Genomic DNA, 17,760 nt, shown 5'->3' on the forward strand with positions numbered 1-17,760 from the left:
TGCGCCATGGTGAGTTGGAACGTCTTATACAATCCCATGCGAATGACGGGGGGCGGCGGCCAGCAGGGCATTCAGCGCCATATCCACATCATCCCCGGTCGTATGACAGGATGACAGGCTTATTCTGATGGCCTCTTTTCCTTGCCAATGGGTGGGGCCGACCCAGCACCGGCCTTCCTGACAGATACGGGTGGTGACGGCCAGCACGTTTCCATCGGGAGGAATGGCACAAATCTGGTTCAGCACCACATCGTTCAGAACCTGCCAGCCGGCCTGCTGCAAACAGGCGGCGATTTGCAGGGTCTGGCTGTGCATGGTTTCAATCATGGCGGCAATGCCATCCTGTCCCAGAGCCTTGATCAAGGCCCACCAGTCGGCGCCGCGCATCCGGCGTGACAGGCCGGGGGTGGTGTCATAGGGCTCGCGTTCTCCGCTGTCCAGCAGATAGGGGGCGCGAATGCTCATCGCTTGCGTCAGGGCGGCGGCGTCGCGCACGATGGCGACCGCATTGTCATAGGGCAGATTCAGGCTTTTGTGGCCGTCGGTGGCCCAACTGTCAGCCTCGGTGACCCCTGCCAGCAACGGGCGCAGGCGGGGCGAGGCCAGAGCCCATAGGCCGATGGCGCCATCAACGTGGACCCAGGCTCCGGCGGCGCGGGCTTTGGTGCAGACCTCGGCCACTGGATCAATGGCCCCGGAATTGATGTTGCCCGCCTGCACACAGACGATGGTGCGCTCATCCAGCGGCGGCAGTGCGTCCACCCGCAGACGGCCCTGCACATCGGTGGGGACTTCGTGCAGCTGGTTGCGCCCGAGTCCGAGCAGCCCGAGGGCCTTGCGGATGGTCGGGTGGATTTCGGCGCTGGCCACCACCCGCAGGCGGGGGGCGTCATAAAGTCCGTCAGCGTCCACATCCCAGCCCGCCCGTTGCAGTAAGGCTCGGCGGGCGGCGGTCAGGGCGGTGAAGCTTGCCATCCCCGCTCCGGTAACAAAAGCGGTGGCGCAGCTGGCAGGCAGGCCCAGCAACTCAAGCACCCAGCGCGAGGCGACGTCTTCCAGCTTGGCCCCGATCGGTGACAGGATGCGGGGGCCGACGTTCTGGTCCCATGCCAGCGTCAGGCAATGGGCGGCCAGTGGCACCGGGTGAGCGCCGCCGATCACAAAGCCGAAAAAGCGTCCGGCATTGGTGGCCATGGTGGCCGGGCTGCCCAGCCGGTCAAGGGTTGCCAGAATGGCGCTGCCGTCGCTGCCGTGCTGTGGCAGGGGTTCGTCAAAGGCCGCAAGGGCTTTGAGTGCCTGCGCTGTCGGAGCCACCGGGCGATCGGAAACGCCATCGAGATAGGCGGCTGCCCGGGTGGCAGCATCCTGAAACAGGGCGGCATCATGGGCCATGGTGCGGGTCCTCTGCGGGGTGATCAGGGACCGGCACCATAAGTGCTGACGGGGATGCCGTAAACAGAACAAGGCCCGGCTGCCAGTCGGCAGGGGCCTTGTTCTGTCCGTTCGGACGCTTAGAGCATTTTCAAGGTGACCGTCTACGGTCAACGGCTCGGAAAATGCGGCACTGAAAACGCTCTATGGCGTCATCGGGGCCGGTTTCGGGGTGGTGGCGGTGCTGGTGGGCAGGATTGGCAACTCAACGCGCGGCTGCTCGCCGGTCAGGCTGGTGAGGAAAGCGGTGATGGCCTTGATTTCGTCAGCCTTCAGCGTTTCACCCAGCTGCGAACTGCCCATGATTGCCACCGCCTGTTCCAGATCCCACACCTTGCCGGAATGGAAATAGGGGGCGGTCAGCGCCACGTTGCGCAGCGGAGCAGCGCGGAAAACATATTCTTCGCTGGCGGTCTTGGTGACGGCAAAGCGCCCCTTGTCGGCCACCGGCAGGACATCTGCGCCCGGTCGTTCGACCACCCCGAACGGGTAATAGCCGTTGCCACCCAGATTGACGCCGTTGTGACAGGCAACGCAGCCCTTGTCCATGAACAGGCCCAAGCCGGTTTTCTGTTCGGCGGTCAAGGCGTTGGCATCGCCTTGCAGGAACTGGTCAAACGGTGAGGCCGGGGTCATCAGGGTCGCTTCAAAGGCTTCGATGGCCTTGGCCATGTTGTCGAAATTCACCGGGGCCTTTTCGCCGGGGAAGGCGGTGGTGAACTTTTCAACATAGGCGGGCATGCTGAGCAAGGTGGCTTCGACCAACGCCGGAGTGCTGGCCATTTCCACCCCGGCCTGCACCGGTCCCTTGGCCTGCGCCTTCAGGTCTTCGGCGCGGCCATCCCAGAACTGGGCGGTATTCAGCACCGCATTCAACGCGGTCGGGGCGTTGCGCGGGCCTTTTTGCCAACCATGGCCGATTGACGTCTCAAGGTTGTCATCTCCACCCATCGACAGGTTGTGGCAGGTGTTGCACGACAGCAGGTGCGACTTGGACAGGCGGGTTTCAAAGAACAGCATCCGGCCAAGGTCGATACGGTCGTGGGTGACCGCATTGCCCTTGATCTCCGGGATGGTGGCCGGGACCGGCTTGAACTGTTCATTGGCCTGCTTCATCAGCGTGGCGTCATCCGCCGCCACTGCCGGAGCAAGGGGAGCCAAGGCCGCAACAGCAACCATGGCCACCGAAAGTCCCATCACATGCGAGCGCATACGAATCCCCCTTGATTGGTGATTGGAATGGTGTGTGGGCAACGTCCTGACCTTGCCCGTTGTCCGGAAATTATGGCCTGAAATTAATTATGGGTAATTGATGTATGTCAAAATATAGAATAATTCTATTTTCCATAAGCCTGATAATTCATTGAAAATTTTATGTTTATTTTCAGGGTTATCGCCCGGATCTCCCGGGGGAGCGATCTCTCAGCTTCTCAACATCAACAAAGCGGGGTCCGGGGCCTCAAGGCCCCGGCGAGGTGTGGAGCAGCGCTCCGCGATCCTGTTTCCCCACTTTCACACCCACGGGTCGAGCATTCCCATGCAGGCAAACGAAAACCCCTGCATCAACAGTCTTGTCAATGCAGGGGGCGAACGGAAAGCGCAGGACATAAAGGGAAGGTCAGCTCTCGCGGACGTGTTCGAGGAAATCGTGCACCGCCTGTTGCAACTGATCGGCCTGATCACTCAGTCCGGTGGCCCGTTGCAGAACCATCGACGCCGCATCGCCGGTTTCCCGCGCTGCCGAGCTGACTTCGGTGATGGTGCCGGACACCGAATTGGTGCCCTGTGCCGCCTGATGGGTGTTGCGGGCAATCTCGCGGGTGGCCGCCCCCTGTTCTTCGACGGCGGCAGAAATGGCGGCGGCAATTTCGTTGATGCGGTTGATCACCGAGGTGATCGACTGGATTGCCTGAACGGCATCCTGCGTCGCGTGCTGCACCGTTGAAATCTGTTCGATGATCTGCTGGGTGGCCCGTCCGGTCTGGCTGGCGAGGTTTTTCACCTCGTTGGCCACCACTGCAAAGCCCTTGCCTGCTTCACCGGCACGGGCGGCTTCGATGGTGGCATTCAGCGCCAGCAGGTTGGTTTGTTCGGCAATGGCGGTGATCATGTTGACCACTTCGCCGATCTTGTCGGTGGCTTCCAGCAGGCCGGTCACCTGACCACTGGCGCGGCGGGCCTCTTCGACGGCGCTGTAGGCCACCTGAGCCGACATGGTGACCTGCTCGCCGATTTCGCGGATGGCGGCGGACAGTTCTTCGGCGGCGGACGCCACCATTTCGACGTTGGTGTTGGCCTGGAAGGTGGCCGAGGCGACGGCCGAGGCCTGGCGGGTGGTGTCTTCGGCGGTGGCGGTCATTGCCTGTGCCGAGGTCTGCATGTCGGCGGCGGACTCGGAAATCATCTGGACGCTGCCCGCCACCCGTTCTTCCAGAACATCTGCCAGCTGCAGCATTGCCTGGCGGCGATCCTCGGTGGCTTTGGCCTCGGCAGCAACCCGTTCCTGCTCCATGCGGTCCATTTCGATGGCGTTGTCCTTGAACACCTGCACGGCGGCGGCCATCTGGCCGATTTCATCGCCGCGATGGGTGGCCGGGATGGTCACCGCCTTGTCGCCGGCGGCCAGCGAGCGCATGGCAGAGGTCATTTCCAGCAACGGCTGCACCACGCTGCGGCCCATCACCATCGCGCCACCGGCCCCGAGGATCAGGGACAGGATGGTCAGGGTGATCACCACCGCCTTGGCCCCGGCGAGCTGGTCGGCGGATACATTCTGGATTGATCGCTGTTGTTGCAGGGACAGGTCTTTGACCTGGACGGCTTCGTTGGCAATGATCTTGCCCTGCTTGTCCAGTTCTTCCTGCGCCACGGCGATGTCGCCGATGGTGGCTGACAGGGCGTTCAGGGCATCCTGATAGGCTTGATACAAATCTGCGGCCAGTCCCAGCCCGTCGCGCAGATGGGCAATGTCGTCATCGACCTTGAACAGAAACTCCCACGCCTGCGCAAAGCTTTCTTCGCTGTGGGTTTGCTGATAGGTATCGACCGCCTGCTGGGCCTGCAACAGGTGCTGGCCCAGTCGCCCGGCCACTTTGGCCTCCTCCAGCGAGGTGGTGGCGTCACGGACCTTCTGCACATGCTCGACCAGATCGGCCGACAACGGCACCAGCGTCTGGGTGATCAGGACCGTGCGCTGGGAGACGTAATCCATCGCCGGTTCAAGCTGGGCAGAGTAGGCATCAAAGGCCTTGACGATCTTGTCCACATGCCCGGCCACCCGCGGGTCTTCGATCTCGCCGCGGAAACGGTGCAGGCTGTCAGCCAGTGCCTTGGAGTCTTTCATGACCACCGCCGCCGCGTCTTCGGTCGGGGCCTGGACATAACTGTTGACGCGATTGTTGAAGGCCAGAATCTGCCGGTCGAGCTGCACGGCGTTGATGGCTTGAACGGACGAATCCCCAAAGGTGTGGAAGTGGCCTGATGTGGCGGAAAACACCCAGATCGAGGCTGCCGCAACCAAAGCCAGCAGAGCCAGAAGGACCATGAATCCCGCATAGAGGCGGGTTTTTACATGTATGTTTGCGAACATTCTGGCTCCTCCTGGGGACTCTGCCTGCGGGTATGAAACAAGTCCGTGCTTGACGTGTGCAGACAGGGGGCCTGCTTTCGCGGTGCGCAGAGTTTAATCTGCTCTACCGTTATAGCGCAACGGACCCCCTGTCTGAATGACCTAGATCAAACGACGAAAATACCTTATTCCGCCTGATTATTCTTTTGTATTCAGAGTATCCCAGACCTGTTCCTCGTGCGCAATAGAGGCTGCGACCAGCGCACGATAAATTGCTTCGATGGTCGGCAGGTCCATGCCGCATTCGGCGGCATGGGATTTGGCCTTGCTGACCACGTCCTCGACGCGCCATGGCACGACGGCATCGGCGCGGGTCGGCTTGAAGGCGGCGGCCTGTGCCACATAGGACAGTCGCTCGGCCAGCAGGGGAACGATCAGGCGGTCCATGCGGTCGATCTGTTCCCGGATTTCGGTCAGCGACTGGCACTGTACGGCCTGAGGTTTGGTGAGGGTCACGCAAGGCTCCTATCAGCTGTCGTGGGGTTCGCAGGGCAGGCGGATGCGCCCTGTCTGTCATACAAGACGCAGGGACGCAAGCGGTTGTCATGCATGGGGGAACCGCGCCCATCCGGGGACAGGCCCGAATGTACAACGGCCCCCGGGACAGGGTTCCACGGGGGCCGTTGCATCGGAACAAGTGACCGGTCTCAGTATCCGAGGTCGGTAAACACCCGGGTGATATCCCCGTTCCACGGCCCCTGCAAGGCTTGCAGCAGGCGGTCTGCCGGGGTCAGGCCACTGGCAATGCTCTCGTGCAGGGGATCAAGGTAGAGGCTCTCGTCCTGCCCGGCGGCATTGCGCAGGTTGCGGCGGGTCAGGCCCGCCTGTGCGATGGCCAGCACCTCGCGGCCAATGTCTTGCAGGCTGCGCCCGCGCACCATCGCCTTCAGGCCCAGACGGGGGGCGTCATGGCGCAGTTGCGCCCGGTCGGCGGCAGTCCAGTCGGCGATCACCTGCCCGGCGGCATCCAGCGCCTGACGGTCGTACAGCAGGCCGACCCACAGGGCGGGCAGCGACGGCAGCCGCTGCCACGGGCCGCTGTCGGCACCGCGCATTTCCAGATACTTTTTCAGCCGCACATCGGGGAAGGCGGTCGACATGTGATCGGCCCAGTCGCCAAGGGTGGGGAACTGGTCGGGGTAGGCGGGCAGGGTGCCCTGCATGAAATCGCGGAACGACTGCCCGGCGGCGTCAATATAGGCTCCGTCGCGGTAGACGAAGTACATCGGCATGTCGAGCAGGTAATCAACCCAGCGTTCAAAGCCAAAGCCGTCCTCGAACACGAAATCCGGCATGCCGGAACGGTTGTTGTCGACGTCTTCCCACACATGCATGCGCTGGCTGACAAAGCCGCCCGGCTGGCCCTGATAGAACGGTGAATTGGCAAACAGGGCGGTGGCCAGCGGTTGCAGGGCACCGGACACCCGCATCTTGGCCACCATGTCGGCTTCGCTGTCAAAGTCGAGGTTCACCTGCACGGTGCAGGTGCGCAGCATCATGTCCAGCCCCATCGAGCCGACGCGCGGCATGTAGTCGCGCATCACGCGATAGCGGCCCTTGGGCATCCACGGCATGGCGTCGCGGCTGGCGGTGGGGTGAAAGCCCAGCCCCAGCAGGCCGATGCCCAGTTCGTCGGTGACGGTGCGCACCTGCTGCTGATAGGCGTCAAGCTCGGCATGGGTTTCGTGCAGGGTGCTGACCGGAGCGCCTGACAGTTCGAGCTGCCCGCCCGGTTCCAGCGAGATCGAAGCGCCATCATCACGGCTCATGGCGATGACGTTGGCGCCTTCGTGCACCGGCTGCCAGCCAAAGCGTTCCATCCGCGACAGGATGGCGGCAACGCCGTGATCCCCCTCGTAGGGGATCGGGGCCAGCGTCGCGCGGTCAAAGGCAAAAGTTTCGTGTTCAGTGCCGATCAGCCAGTCCGCCGCCGGTCGACAGCCGCTTTCCAGATAGGCAAGCAGGGAAGCCCGACCCTCGATAGGCGTCGCGTTGGGTTTGGAAAAGGCCGACATCTACAGGAACACTCCACAGAGCGGCCAGATGGGGGTAGCCGCAAGTCCGGTACAACAGGGTACCCCCCACACCCGGCTTTACTCCGGCGCGTGGAACGGCGTGCGGAAATCCGGTCGGGCCCGCCAGTCGCCACACAGCGCCTGCCAGCAGGTCAGACCGGCGACCGCCGCCGTTTCGGCCCGCAGAATGCGCGGCCCAAGGGTGATGTGGGTAACAAAGGGACTGCGACGCAGAAGGTCAAGTTCCGATTTTGAAAAACCTCCTTCCGGGCCAACCAGAAACGCCGACGGTCCCGAGCCGGAGCACGACAGAACGTCGGTGATGGCCGCTCCGCCGCCGGTTTCGTCCAGGGTGAACAGGATGCGGCCCTTGGGCCAGCTGGCGAGCAGGCGCTCCAGCGTCAGCGGCTCACGCACCTCGGGCACCGACAGCCGTTCACACTGCTCGGCGGCTTCGCGGGCGTTGGCGGCCAGACGGTCGGTGTTGACCCGCTGGCTCTGGGTGAACTGGGTCAGCACCGGCTGAATGACGGCAACGCCCAGCTCGGTGGCCTTTTCGACGATCATGTCAGTACCGGCCTTTTTCACCGGCGCGAACGCCAGCCACAGGTCCTGCTGGTTTTCGGCCGCCTGCGGGCGGAGCTGCGTTTCAAGCCGCACCTGACAGCGGCGTTTGCCGAGATCGATGATTTCCGCGTCCCATTCGCCGTCCCGACCGTTGAACAGCGCGACCCGATCACCGGAGGTGGCCCGCATGACAGCCCCCAGATAATGGGCGTGATCGTCGGTCAGCTCCACCTGTGCACCGGCCACCAGCGACGTTTCGACGTACAGCCGGTATTTGGGCGGTGAAGCACGGTGGGACTTGGCGTTACTCATCATCATCACCTTGAGAGACGGGGGCTGGCATGGGCAGATGCACAGGGGATACCCCCGGGAACGGCGGTTGTCCAGTGCGGTGGCTTGGCGTATGTATAGGGCCATGATGAACTCTGCACCCACACCCTCTGATGCGCCGGGGATGATTGGCGACATGCCCGCCGATGGCTGGATCGACCGCTATGTGCCGTCGGCCCTGCGGCCCTATCTGAAACTGATGCGGCTGGACCGGCCGATCGGGACATGGCTGTTGCTGTTTCCCTGCTGGTGGTCGATCACGCTGGCCAATGCCGACGGGACGCTGTCGGTCTGGCGCTGGCTGTACCTGATGGTGCTGTTTGGCATCGGGGCGCTGGTGATGCGCGGGGCGGGCTGTACGGTCAATGACCTGTTCGACCGTGACATTGATGCCAGGGTGGCGCGGACCGCCATGCGGCCGCTGGCCTGCGGGGCGGTCAGCGTGCGGCAGGCGCTGTGGTTCCTCGCCCTGCAACTGCTGATCGGGCTGGCGGTGCTGGTCCAGCTCAACAAACAGACGGTGGTACTGGGGGCCTGTTCATTGCTGCTGGTCGGGGTCTATCCGCTGATGAAGCGGCTGACCCACTGGCCGCAGGCGTGGCTGGGGCTGACCTTCAACTGGGGAGCCTTGCTGGGCTGGGTGGCGGTGCAGGGCCGCATCGACTGGCCGCCGGTGGTGCTGTATGTCGCCGGTCTGTTCTGGACGCTGGGCTATGACACCATCTATGCCCATCAGGACAAGGACGACGACGTGCAGGTCGGGGTGAAGTCCACCGCGCTGGCGCTGGGCGAGCGGACGCAACTGTTCCTGTGGCTGTTCTATGGCCTGACCATCGGCCTGATGGTGCTGACCGGGGTACTGGTCGGGCTGCACTGGCTGGCCTGGCCGTTGCTGGTGCTGGCCGGGGCGCATCTGGCGTGGCAGGCGGTGGTGGTGCGGATCGACGACAGCGCGCACTGTTTGTACCTGTTCCGCTCGAACCGCCTGTTCGGCTGGCTGGTGCTGGCTGCCTTTGCTGCCGGAGCGATGCTGTGATGACCGTTGCCGTTTCCAACGCCGCCTTTGTGCGCGAGCACACCGTCCTCAGCCACACCGCGCTGGTGCCCGAACTGGCCCTGCATCTGGCGACCGAGGTGACTCCGCTGTGGCAGGCAACGCAGGATTTTCTGGAGCACAACAGCCTGCCGCCGCCGTTCTGGGCCTTTGCCTGGCCGGGCGGGCAGGCGCTGGCGCGCTATCTGCTCGATCAGCCCGAGATGGTGGCCGGTCGCTGTGTTCTGTCCTTTGCGGCAGGCAGCGGCATCGAAGCCATTGCCGCCGCCAAGGCCGGGGCCAGTGCGGTGGTTGCCAACGAAATCGACGCCTTTGCCCTCGGTGCCATCGAGCTGAATGCCGCCGCCAATCAGGTGGCGCTGACGCTGGCCCCCGATGACCTGATCGGCAGCCATGATCCGCGCTGGCAGGTGGTGATCGCCGGGGATGTCTGTTACGAAAAACCGATGGCCGAGCGGGTGACCGCATGGCTGCGGGCGCTGGCGGCGGCGGGGGTGACGGTGTTGAGTGCCGATCCGGGGCGGACCTATCTGCCGCCGGGTCTGACCGAGGTCGCCCGCTACGACGTGCCGACCTCGCTGGAGCTGGAAGACCGCACCCTGCGGACGACGGCTATTTATCGCTGGTGATAGAGCATTGTGCGAAAAGTGGGAACCGGTTTTCGCATAAACAATGCGACAGAACAAAAGCTTAGAGCAGCGTGCCCGCGTCCGGTTTAACGCACGCTGCTCTAGCCTTCACCAGCCCGGCATGAACCCGGTGGCGGACCGACAGGAACAGCCCTTCCTCTGGCGGCGGAGCCAGCTCCCACCACCACATCCTCTCATCGTGCAAGGCAGGCCATGCGACGCCGTGGCTGAGGTCAACCCAGTCCTGTAATTCATTCCGCCGGATGTGCCACACCTCGCGGCGGGAGTCGCTGATCAGCCCGACCGCCCCCCGGCAGGCCAGCAGGGCGTCGAGGTGGCTGCGCAGGATCGCCCGTTCCCACTCCACCAGATGATCGGGCCGCTGGCCGCCGACCGCATCGGCCACCGCCAGCGGCACCCCGGCCAGTTGAGACAGGCAGTTGGCCGACAGCACGAAGTCGGCCTCCGTCGCCGGACCAAGGTCAGCCTGCGGTGTCGGCAAGGCTCCGCGCAGACTGGCGGGCAGTCCGGCCAGCAGGCCGGTGATGTCGTGGCTGACCAGCGTCAGGCCGTGCTGACGGGCCCGCTTGCGAACGGCGGGCAGGTGGTAAAGGTCAACGCCGATCACCTGCTCAAAGCTGTCACGCAACCGTTCCAGCGGCAGGTCGAGCAACAATCCCGATCCCAGTACCACCGCGCAGCCGCCCTTGTTCCGAGGCCCAAAGCCGCCGTGATCGAGCATGGCGGTGATTGCCTGCTGGCACTGTTGATGATGCGGGGCCCACGCCCGGCGCTGGCGGCGGGCGCGGTGTTCCAGCGCAATCAGGTCATGCAGCACCCCCAGCCGCTTCAGGTGAGGCGGACAACGCAGCAGCAGGTGGCGCAGCAGTTCAACGATCATCTCTTATTGCCGGTAATAGGGGCTTTCGTCCTTCAGCCGGTCCAGCATCCCGTCCAGCAAGGTCCGCACGGTGGTAACATAGGCTTCGGCGGCCCATATACGGTACAAGGGTGCACAGGACGGCGCGCAGGTGCGCGGCTTGGTGTAAATCGGATCAAGGATGGCGTCGTTGCTGTGCCGCAGGTCGGCCAGACGGGCCTCCATTCCCCCGGCCCCAAAGGCGTCGGGCGGGTAAAACTCGCGGGCGGTGGCCAGCAGGATGCCTTCCAGACAGGCGCGCTGTTCGGTCAGGGCGGCGAGAATCTGTTCCTGCTCGCCCTTGTCATAGACCGCCTGTGCCTTGGCGTCGCAGCGGTCAGCCCGCTCGGCGGCGGCGTTCAGGCGGCCAAAGTCCAGCTTGCCGCGTTGCTCGGCGGCACTGGCGGCAGCGGGGTCCAGCATGGATACCCCTGCCAGAATCATGCTGCTCCACAGGGTCGTCTTCAGTCGATATGCCACGCCTGACCTCGTGTTGTATCGGTGGTGTTGATCATCCGGTGGGGGGATACACCTTAAGGGGGTTAGCGCCGTCCGAACAGTTTTTCAATATCTTTCAGCTTGAGTTCGACATAGGTGGGACGGCCATGGTTGCACTGGCCGGAATGGGGGGTGGCCTCCATCTGGCGCAGCAGGCCGTCCATTTCCGCCTGATTCAACCGCCGCCCGGCCCGCACCGAGCCATGACAGGCCATGGTGGCGCAGACATCGGCCAGCCGGTCCTGCAGGCTCAGGGCCTGATCCCACTCGGCCAGATCGTCGGCCAGATCGCGCACCAGTCCGATCACGTCGGTATCGCCCAGCAGGGCGGGAATCTCCCGCACCACCAGTACACCGGCCCCAAAGGCTTCGAGCACCAGCCCCAGGTTTTCCAGTTCCTCGCGCCGGGCCAGCAGGCGGTCACAGGCCGGTTCGTCCAGCTCGACCACCTCGGGGATCAACAGCATTTGCCGTTTCAGGCCGCTGTCGGCCAGCGCGGCTTTCATCCGTTCATAGACCAGCCGTTCGTGGGCGGCGTGCTGGTCAACGATCACGATGCCGTCGCTGGTCTGGGCGACGATGTAGGTGTTGTGGACCTGCCCGCGCGCCACCCCCAGCGGAAAGGCACTGGCCTGCTCGTCGGCCGGGCCTTCGGGCAGCGGTCGGCCCTGCGGCAGTGGTGCGGCGCTGTAGGCCGCCCCGAACACCGCGCCAAGATCCTCAAAGCCACCAGACTGCGGCGCCTGTGCCTGCAAGGCGCGGTTGATTTGTCCACTGGACGGCCGGGCCTGCGACCACAGCGAGCCCGCGCCGCCATGGGGCAATGGCAGCGGCAAGCGGGGCGGCGCCAGCGGGGCGGCGAGCTGATGCACCGGTTGCAGGGCGTCAAGGGCGGTTCCGGCAATCGAGGTTGAGGCCCGGTGCCCGGCCTGATCAAGCGTATGGCGCAGGGCGCTGACGATCAGCCCGCGCACCAGCGCAGAGTCGCGGAAGCGCACTTCGGCCTTGGCCGGGTGGACGTTGACATCGACTTCGCGCGGGGGGACGTCGAGGTACAGCGCCAGCACCGGGTGGCGGTCGTGGGCGAGGTAATCCTGATAGGCCCCGCGCACCGCCCCTTGCAACAGGCGGTCTTTCACCGGGCGGCCATTGACGAACAGGTATTGCTGCTGGGCATTGCCCCGGTTGTAGGTCGGCAGGCCGATGTGCCCGCGCAGGTGCAGCCCTTCGCGTTCGGTGTCGACGGCCAGGGCGTTGTCGGCAAAGTCCCGCCCGAGCACCGCCGCCAGCCGTCCGAGGCGGGCATCGAACAGGTCGCCGGGGGCGGCGTGATAGCGGAACAGGGTGCGGGTGCCGTCACTGAGCGAAAAGGCCACCGCCGGATGGGCCATCGCCAGCCGTTGCAGCATGTCCTGTGCATGTTGCAGCTCGGTGCGGGCGGCTTTCAGGAACTTCAGCCGCGCCGGTGTGGCATGGAACAGGTCGCGTACCTCGACCCGTGTCCCCTTGGGCATCGCCGCCGGTTCGACCGGCTGGCGCAGCCCGGCATCAATGGCCAGCATCCACGCGCTGTCGGCGTCGGCGGTGCGCGAGGTGATGGTCATCCGCGACACCGAGGCAATCGACGGCAGCGCCTCGCCGCGAAAGCCGAGAAAGCCGATGTCGAACAGGTCATCGTCCGGCAGTTTCGAGGTCGCATGGCGCTCGACCGCCAGCGGCAGCTCGTCGGGGCCCATGCCTCGGCCATCGTCCTGCACCAGAATCAGCGCCTTGCCGCCATCGACCATGGTGACGTCGATGTGCATCGCCCCGGCGTCGATGGCGTTTTCCACCAGTTCCTTCACCGCCGAGGCTGGGCGCTCGACCACTTCCCCGGCGGCAATCTGGTTCACCAGCGTATCAGGCAGGCGGCGGATGGTCAGGGCGGTGCGCAGGCTCATCGGGTCAGGTCACTTGCGATGCTGTTTGAAATGGCTGATCAGGCTGTTGGTCGAAGAGTCATGGCCGGTGACGGCCGCCGGGCTGTCCAGTTCGGGCAGGATGGTCTTGGCCAGTTGCTTGCCCAGCTCGACACCCCACTGGTCAAAGCTGTTCACCCCCCACAGCACCCCTTGCACAAAGATGCGGTGTTCGTACAGCGCCACCAGCAGCCCCAGAGTATAAGGGTCGAGACGGTCGGCCAGCAAGGTGGTGGTCGGGCGGTTGCCGGGGAATACCTTGTGCGGCAGCAGGGCGGCAATCTGCTGCTCGCTCTTGCCTTCGGCGGCCAGCTCGGCGCGCGCTTCGTCGGCGGTCTTGCCGCGCATCATCGCCTCGGTCTGGGCAAAGAAGTTCGACATCAGTTTCAGGTGATGGTCGCCCAGCGGGTTGTGGCTGTGCACCACTCCGATGAAGTCGCAGGGAATCAGGTGGGTGCCCTGATGGATCAACTGGTAGAAACTGTGCTGGCCGTTGGTCCCCGGCTCGCCGAACAGGATCGGGCCGGTGGTGTAGGGAATCGCTTCGCCGTCACGGGTGACGCTCTTGCCGTTGCTTTCCATGTCCACCTGTTGCAGGTGGGCGGCAAAGCGGTGCAGGTACTGGTCATAGGGCAGAACGGCGGTGCCGTGGGCGCCTTGATAGTTGATGTACCATACCCCCAGCAGGCCGAGGATCACCGGCAGGTTGTCGCGCAGCGGGGTGGTGCGGAAATGTTCGTCCATCGCATGGGCCCCGGCCAGCAACTGGCTGAAGCGCTCAAAGCCGATGGCGATGGCAATCGGCAGGCCAATCGCCGACCACAGGGAATAGCGACCGCCCACCCAGTCCCAGAAGTCGAACATGTTGGCCGGGTCGATGCCAAAGGCGGCACAGGCTGGTTCGTTGGTGGACAGGGCGACGAAATGCTGGCTGACGGCTTTTTCTCCCAGCGCCTTGACCAGCCACGCCCGCGCAGTGTGGGCGTTGGTCAGGGTTTCCTGGGTGGTAAAGGTCTTGGAGGCGACGAGGAACAGCGTCGAGTGCGGGCGGCACTGCTTCAGGCATTCGGCAATGTCGGTGCCATCGACGTTCGACACAAAGCGCACCGTCAGGCCGGGCTGGGCATAGGGCTTCAGGGCCTCGACCACCATCCGGGGGCCAAGGTCCGAGCCTCCGATGCCGATATTGACCACATCGGTGATCCGCTCGCCGGTCGCGCCGCGCCACTCACCGCTGCGCACGGCGGTGCTGAACTGCTCCATCTGGGCCAGAACGCGGTTGACGGCGGGCATCACGTCGTGACCATCGACCAGAATCGGGCGGTTGCTGCGGTTGCGCAGCGCCACATGCAGGACGGCGCGGTTTTCGGTGTTGTTGACGTGCTGGCCGCTGAACATGGCGTTGCGCTGGGCAATCAGCCCGCGCTGCTCGGCCAGCTCGGTCAGCAGGGCCATGGTCTCTTCGGTGATGCGGTTTTTCGAGTAATCGACCAGCAGGCCCGGCAAATGGTGGCTGAAGCGAGAGAACCGCGCCGGATCATCGGCAAACAGGTCGCGCATCGGTCGGTCGGCCATGGCGGCGGTGTGGGCGACCAGTGCGGCGTGGGCGGCGGTTTGGGTCAGCAAAGACATCGCAAAAGCTCCTGATGCCAAGCGAGCTGAAAACAGGTGACGAGGCGGAATATCCGTATTTCCCGTACCAGTTCAGTCTAACCAGCCCCGCGCCGTTGGGCCAGTGTTTGCAGCACAGGAAAAGGCTTTTTTTCTCTATAGTTACATCTGAATTACACCGTCCCCCCGAATGGCGGTCCTTCGGGGGGACGGACGGGGTTAGCGGGCGTTTGAGGACAGCCCGGCCGGTTTGCCAACCACCACGATGGTCAGGGCATCGGGGTTGTACAGGCGGGCGGCGGCGCGTTTGGCATCGGCCAGCGTCACCGCCTTGATGTAGTCGTTGCGCTTGTACAGGTGCTCGATCGGGTAGCCCTGCATCTGCAAGGCAGTCAGGGTGCTGGCGACGGCTCCGGTGGAGGTGAAGCGCAGCGGATAGGCTCCGACCAGATAGGTCTTGGCGTCATCCAGCTCTTTCTGGGTCGGGCCGCTTTTGGCCATGCGGGCCATTTCTGCCTTGATCAGGTCGAGCGAGTCTTTCATGCGGGCGTTGTTGGTGGCAACGCCGCCAATCGACAGCGCGCTGTGGTCCAGCGGATAGAGGTAGTTATAGACCGAATAGGCCAGCCCACGTTTTTCCCGCACCTCGTTCATCAGCCGCGAGCTGAACCCGCCGCTGCCGAGGATGTAGTTGGCCACGTAGGCGGCAAAGAAATCCGGGTCTTCGCGTTTCAGCCCCGGTCCGCCAAACACAGCCACCGCTTGCGGAATGTCGCGCTCGATCACCGTCAGACCGGCGTTTTTCGGAGCAACATCCGGCACGCTGACTGTTGCCGGGCCGGTGGCCGGAAGCGTGCCAAAGGTGCTGTCGAGCAGGGTTGCCAACTGGGCGGGGGTGATGTCCCCGGCCACCCCGATCTTCATCTGGCTGCGCACCAGTTGCAGGGCGGTGAAGCTGCGCAGGTCGTCGCGAGTCAGTGCCTTGATGCTGGTTGGCGTGCCCTGTTCGGGACGGCTGTAGGGATGGTCGCCAAAGGCGGCCTTGTCCCATGCCTCCCCGGCGATGGTCTGCGGATCATCCTGCGCAAAGGTCAGGCTGGTCAGGATCTGGTCACGCACCCGCTCAACCGGCTCGTCGTCAAAGCGCGGTTCGGTCATCGCCTGCCGGAACAGGGTAAAGGCTTCGTCGCGGGTGTCGCTGGTGGTGCGCAACGAGCCGCTGAAGCTGTCCTTGTCGGCACTGAATGACAGGTCGATGGCCTTTTGTTCCAGACGGCTGCGGAACGCCTGACTGTCGAGGTCGGCAGCGCCTTCGTCGAGCAGACCGGCGACCATCGTTGCCAGCCCTTCCTTGCCGACCGGGTCCAGCGACGAGCCGCCCTTGAAGCCGACCGACAGGCTGAGCACCGGGATCGAGTGGTCTTCGACCAGCCAGGCTTCGATGCCGCCGGGGCTGACCACCTTGCGGGCGTCAATCGCCCATGCCGGGGAGAGTGCCCCAATGGTCAGGACCAGAGCAGCAGCACCGACGGCGCGGCGGAGGGTACGGGGAGACAGGGTAAAGCGGAGAGACTGGGTAAAAAAGGTCACGACGATTTCCCCTCCTGCGGGGCGGTCTGGTTGGTCGGAGCAGCCTTTTCTTCGGGCAGCAGCACGCCGATGGCCGAGGCCTTGCCGGTCAGCACGGCGCGGGCGGCGGCCATCACCTCGGCGGTGGTGACGCGGGCGATTTCCTGCGGCCAGTGTTCCAGCTGGTCGAGCGTCTGGCCGGTGCTGAGGGCATAGCCGATGGTGTTGGCCGATCCCTGCAACGAGTCACGGGCGTAAATCACCCCGGCGCGCAGGCGCTGCTTGGCCATTTCGACTTCCTCGTCACTGACGCCCTGCGTCAGCAGCTTGTCGATTTCGGCCCGCACCACCGCTTCTCCGGCGGCCAGATCGGCCCCCGGACGGGGGGTGAAGGAAATCCCGAAGGTGCCCCAGTCAACAGCGGCGGCGTTATAGCCGCTGCCCGCCGCGGCGGCCAGCTTGTGGTCAATCACCATCGCCCGGTACAGGCGCGAGGTCGGACCGCCGCCGAACAGCTCGTTCAGCACCTGCAGGGCATAAACGTCCCGCCGGTTCTGGGTCGTCCCGTAGCTGGGGGCGATGAACACCTGCCGCCAGGTCGGTTGCGATACCTGCGGGTGGTGCATCTCGATCCGTACCGTTGCCGGAGGCGGCAGGGTGCGGTTGCGCTTGCGCTCGATGGTCGGGCCGTGCTTCAGCGGGCCGTAATACTTTTCCGCCAGCGCCTTGACCTGCGGCACCGTCACGTCACCGGAAATCACCACGATGGCGTTATTCGGCGCATACCATTTGTTGTAATAGTCAATGGCATCCTGACGGGTCAGCGCCTTCAGCTCGTCCGGCCAGCCGATGATCGGGTTGTGATAGGGATGGGTCATCCACAGCGCATTGTTCAGCCGCTCGTTCAGCAGCTCGGCTGGTTCGTTTTCGGTGCGCGACAGGCGTTCTTCGAACACCACATCGCGTTCGGTTAGCACGTTCTTGTCATCCAGCCGCAGGTTGCGCATGCGGTCGGATTCCAGCTTCATCACCAGTTCGAGGTTGTCCACCGCGATGTTTTCGTAATAGGCGGTGACGTCCGAGCTGGTAAAGGCGTTGTCCTGCCCGCCGTGACGGGCGATCAGCGGCGAGAACTCGCCGGGTTTGATGGTGTTGGTGCCCTTGAACATCAGGTGTTCCAGCAGGTGGGCCAGACCGGACTTGCCCGCCGGTTCGTCGGCGGCACCGACCTTGTACCACACCATCTGGCTGACCACCGGCACGCGGTGGTTTTCGACCACCACCACCTGCAGGCCGTTTTTCAGGGTGAAGGTTTTGGCATCGAACAGCTTGGCGTCGGCGGTGGGCGCGGCCGCTGCGGCAGGAGTCGCCGCCGGGTCAGCCGCAAAAGCCGCAACCGGCGCCAGCAGGGCGATGGCGGCAACCGCCATCACGCTGGCTGAAGCGCGCAGGGAGGCTGGAAACAGAGTCTGCATGACAAGCCTTATCCGATGGAAAGAAAACAGGACCCCGATATGGGAGCACGCCTTGCCCCGCTCAAGTCAAATGAAC

14 protein-coding genes are annotated in these 17,760 nt (G+C 64.3%); 2 read left to right on the top strand and 12 right to left on the bottom strand.

Annotated elements, in window-relative coordinates:
* Nucleotides 1-24: 24 nt before the first annotated feature.
* The 6 genes from BW995_RS17000 to BW995_RS17025 all read right to left on the bottom strand — a co-directional run bounded on the left by BW995_RS17000 (nucleotide 25) and on the right by BW995_RS17025 (nucleotide 7,953).
* On the bottom strand, nucleotides 25-1,392 hold the full coding sequence (locus BW995_RS17000; RefSeq protein ID WP_076401630.1) for a pyridoxal phosphate-dependent decarboxylase family protein: 1,368 nt from the start codon (nucleotides 1,390-1,392) through the stop codon (nucleotides 25-27).
* Nucleotides 1,393-1,575: 183 nt separating this feature from the next.
* Nucleotides 1,576-2,643, bottom strand: coding sequence for a cytochrome-c peroxidase (locus tag BW995_RS17005; RefSeq protein WP_139332984.1), 1,068 nt, complete (start codon nucleotides 2,641-2,643; stop codon nucleotides 1,576-1,578).
* 406 nt (nucleotides 2,644-3,049) lie between these two features.
* On the bottom strand, nucleotides 3,050-4,975 hold the full coding sequence (locus tag BW995_RS21260) for a methyl-accepting chemotaxis protein (RefSeq protein WP_175617114.1): 1,926 nt from the start codon (nucleotides 4,973-4,975) through the stop codon (nucleotides 3,050-3,052).
* 222 nt (nucleotides 4,976-5,197) lie between these two features.
* Nucleotides 5,198-5,515, bottom strand: a complete 318-nt coding sequence (locus BW995_RS17015) for a chorismate mutase (RefSeq protein WP_076401632.1) — start codon at nucleotides 5,513-5,515, stop codon at nucleotides 5,198-5,200.
* 191 nt (nucleotides 5,516-5,706) lie between these two features.
* Nucleotides 5,707-7,074: a glutamate--cysteine ligase gene (locus tag BW995_RS17020; protein WP_076401633.1), complete on the bottom strand. Its 1,368-nt coding sequence runs from the start codon at nucleotides 7,072-7,074 to the stop codon at nucleotides 5,707-5,709.
* A 78-nt stretch (nucleotides 7,075-7,152) separates the two neighbouring features.
* Nucleotides 7,153-7,953 (bottom strand): 16S rRNA (uracil(1498)-N(3))-methyltransferase, encoded by an 801-nt coding sequence (locus tag BW995_RS17025; RefSeq protein ID WP_076401634.1) that lies wholly within the window; start codon nucleotides 7,951-7,953, stop codon nucleotides 7,153-7,155.
* Nucleotides 7,954-8,056: 103 nt separating this feature from the next.
* Here BW995_RS17025 and ubiA point away from each other — a divergent pair, with 103 nt between their 5' ends.
* Both ubiA and BW995_RS17035 read left to right on the top strand, forming a co-directional pair.
* Nucleotides 8,057-9,007, top strand: coding sequence for a 4-hydroxybenzoate octaprenyltransferase (ubiA, locus tag BW995_RS17030; RefSeq protein WP_407656329.1), 951 nt, complete (start codon nucleotides 8,057-8,059; stop codon nucleotides 9,005-9,007).
* Complete coding sequence (locus BW995_RS17035; RefSeq protein WP_076401636.1) at nucleotides 9,007-9,654, top strand: class I SAM-dependent methyltransferase; 648 nt, start codon at nucleotides 9,007-9,009, stop codon at nucleotides 9,652-9,654. Before ubiA ends, BW995_RS17035 begins: the two co-directional genes overlap by 1 nt.
* Before the next feature lie 61 nt (nucleotides 9,655-9,715).
* On the opposite strand, the gene BW995_RS17040 is transcribed toward BW995_RS17035, so the two are convergent.
* The 6 genes from BW995_RS17040 to BW995_RS17065 all read right to left on the bottom strand — a co-directional run bounded on the left by BW995_RS17040 (nucleotide 9,716) and on the right by BW995_RS17065 (nucleotide 17,684).
* Nucleotides 9,716-10,555 (bottom strand): hypothetical protein, encoded by an 840-nt coding sequence (locus BW995_RS17040; RefSeq protein ID WP_076401637.1) that lies wholly within the window; start codon nucleotides 10,553-10,555, stop codon nucleotides 9,716-9,718.
* Between the two features lie 3 nt (nucleotides 10,556-10,558).
* Nucleotides 10,559-11,053 (bottom strand): hypothetical protein, encoded by a 495-nt coding sequence (locus tag BW995_RS17045; RefSeq protein ID WP_139332985.1) that lies wholly within the window; start codon nucleotides 11,051-11,053, stop codon nucleotides 10,559-10,561.
* A 62-nt stretch (nucleotides 11,054-11,115) separates the two neighbouring features.
* Nucleotides 11,116-12,993: a DNA mismatch repair endonuclease MutL gene (gene mutL, locus BW995_RS17050; RefSeq protein ID WP_076401738.1), complete on the bottom strand. Its 1,878-nt coding sequence runs from the start codon at nucleotides 12,991-12,993 to the stop codon at nucleotides 11,116-11,118.
* Nucleotides 12,994-13,020: 27 nt separating this feature from the next.
* A complete protein-coding gene (gene pgi / locus BW995_RS17055; protein WP_076401639.1) occupies nucleotides 13,021-14,661 on the bottom strand; it encodes a glucose-6-phosphate isomerase in 1,641 nt (546 codons plus the stop codon).
* Nucleotides 14,662-14,859: 198 nt separating this feature from the next.
* Nucleotides 14,860-16,230, bottom strand: a complete 1,371-nt coding sequence (locus BW995_RS17060; RefSeq protein ID WP_245821517.1) for a M16 family metallopeptidase — start codon at nucleotides 16,228-16,230, stop codon at nucleotides 14,860-14,862.
* The gene (locus BW995_RS17065; RefSeq protein WP_076401640.1) at nucleotides 16,227-17,684 is read right to left on the bottom strand and encodes a M16 family metallopeptidase; all 1,458 of its coding nucleotides are present in this window, start codon (nucleotides 17,682-17,684) and stop codon (nucleotides 16,227-16,229) included. Before BW995_RS17065 ends, BW995_RS17060 begins: the two co-directional genes overlap by 4 nt.
* Between the last annotated feature and the right edge of the window lie 76 nt (nucleotides 17,685-17,760).

The sequence above is a fragment of the Insolitispirillum peregrinum genome, assembly GCF_900156605.1.
Classification (GTDB): Bacteria; Pseudomonadota; Alphaproteobacteria; order Rhodospirillales; family Rhodospirillaceae; genus Insolitispirillum; species Insolitispirillum peregrinum.

Coding starts and splice junctions, on each gene's coding strand:
- BW995_RS17000 (WP_076401630.1), bottom strand. CDS start 1,392: ATGGCCCATGATGCCGCCCTGTTTCAGGATGCTGCCACCCGGGCAGCC.
- BW995_RS17005 (WP_139332984.1), bottom strand. CDS start 2,643: ATGCGCTCGCATGTGATGGGACTTTCGGTGGCCATGGTTGCTGTTGCG.
- BW995_RS21260 (WP_175617114.1), bottom strand. CDS start 4,975: ATGGTCCTTCTGGCTCTGCTGGCTTTGGTTGCGGCAGCCTCGATCTGG.
- BW995_RS17020 (WP_076401633.1), bottom strand. CDS start 7,074: ATGTCGGCCTTTTCCAAACCCAACGCGACGCCTATCGAGGGTCGGGCT.
- BW995_RS17025 (WP_076401634.1), bottom strand. CDS start 7,953: ATGAGTAACGCCAAGTCCCACCGTGCTTCACCGCCCAAATACCGGCTG.
- ubiA (WP_407656329.1), top strand. CDS start 8,057: ATGATGAACTCTGCACCCACACCCTCTGATGCGCCGGGGATGATTGGC.
- BW995_RS17035 (WP_076401636.1), top strand. CDS start 9,007: ATGACCGTTGCCGTTTCCAACGCCGCCTTTGTGCGCGAGCACACCGTC.
- BW995_RS17040 (WP_076401637.1), bottom strand. CDS start 10,555: ATGATCGTTGAACTGCTGCGCCACCTGCTGCTGCGTTGTCCGCCTCAC.
- pgi (WP_076401639.1), bottom strand. CDS start 14,661: ATGTCTTTGCTGACCCAAACCGCCGCCCACGCCGCACTGGTCGCCCAC.
- BW995_RS17065 (WP_076401640.1), bottom strand. CDS start 17,684: ATGCAGACTCTGTTTCCAGCCTCCCTGCGCGCTTCAGCCAGCGTGATG.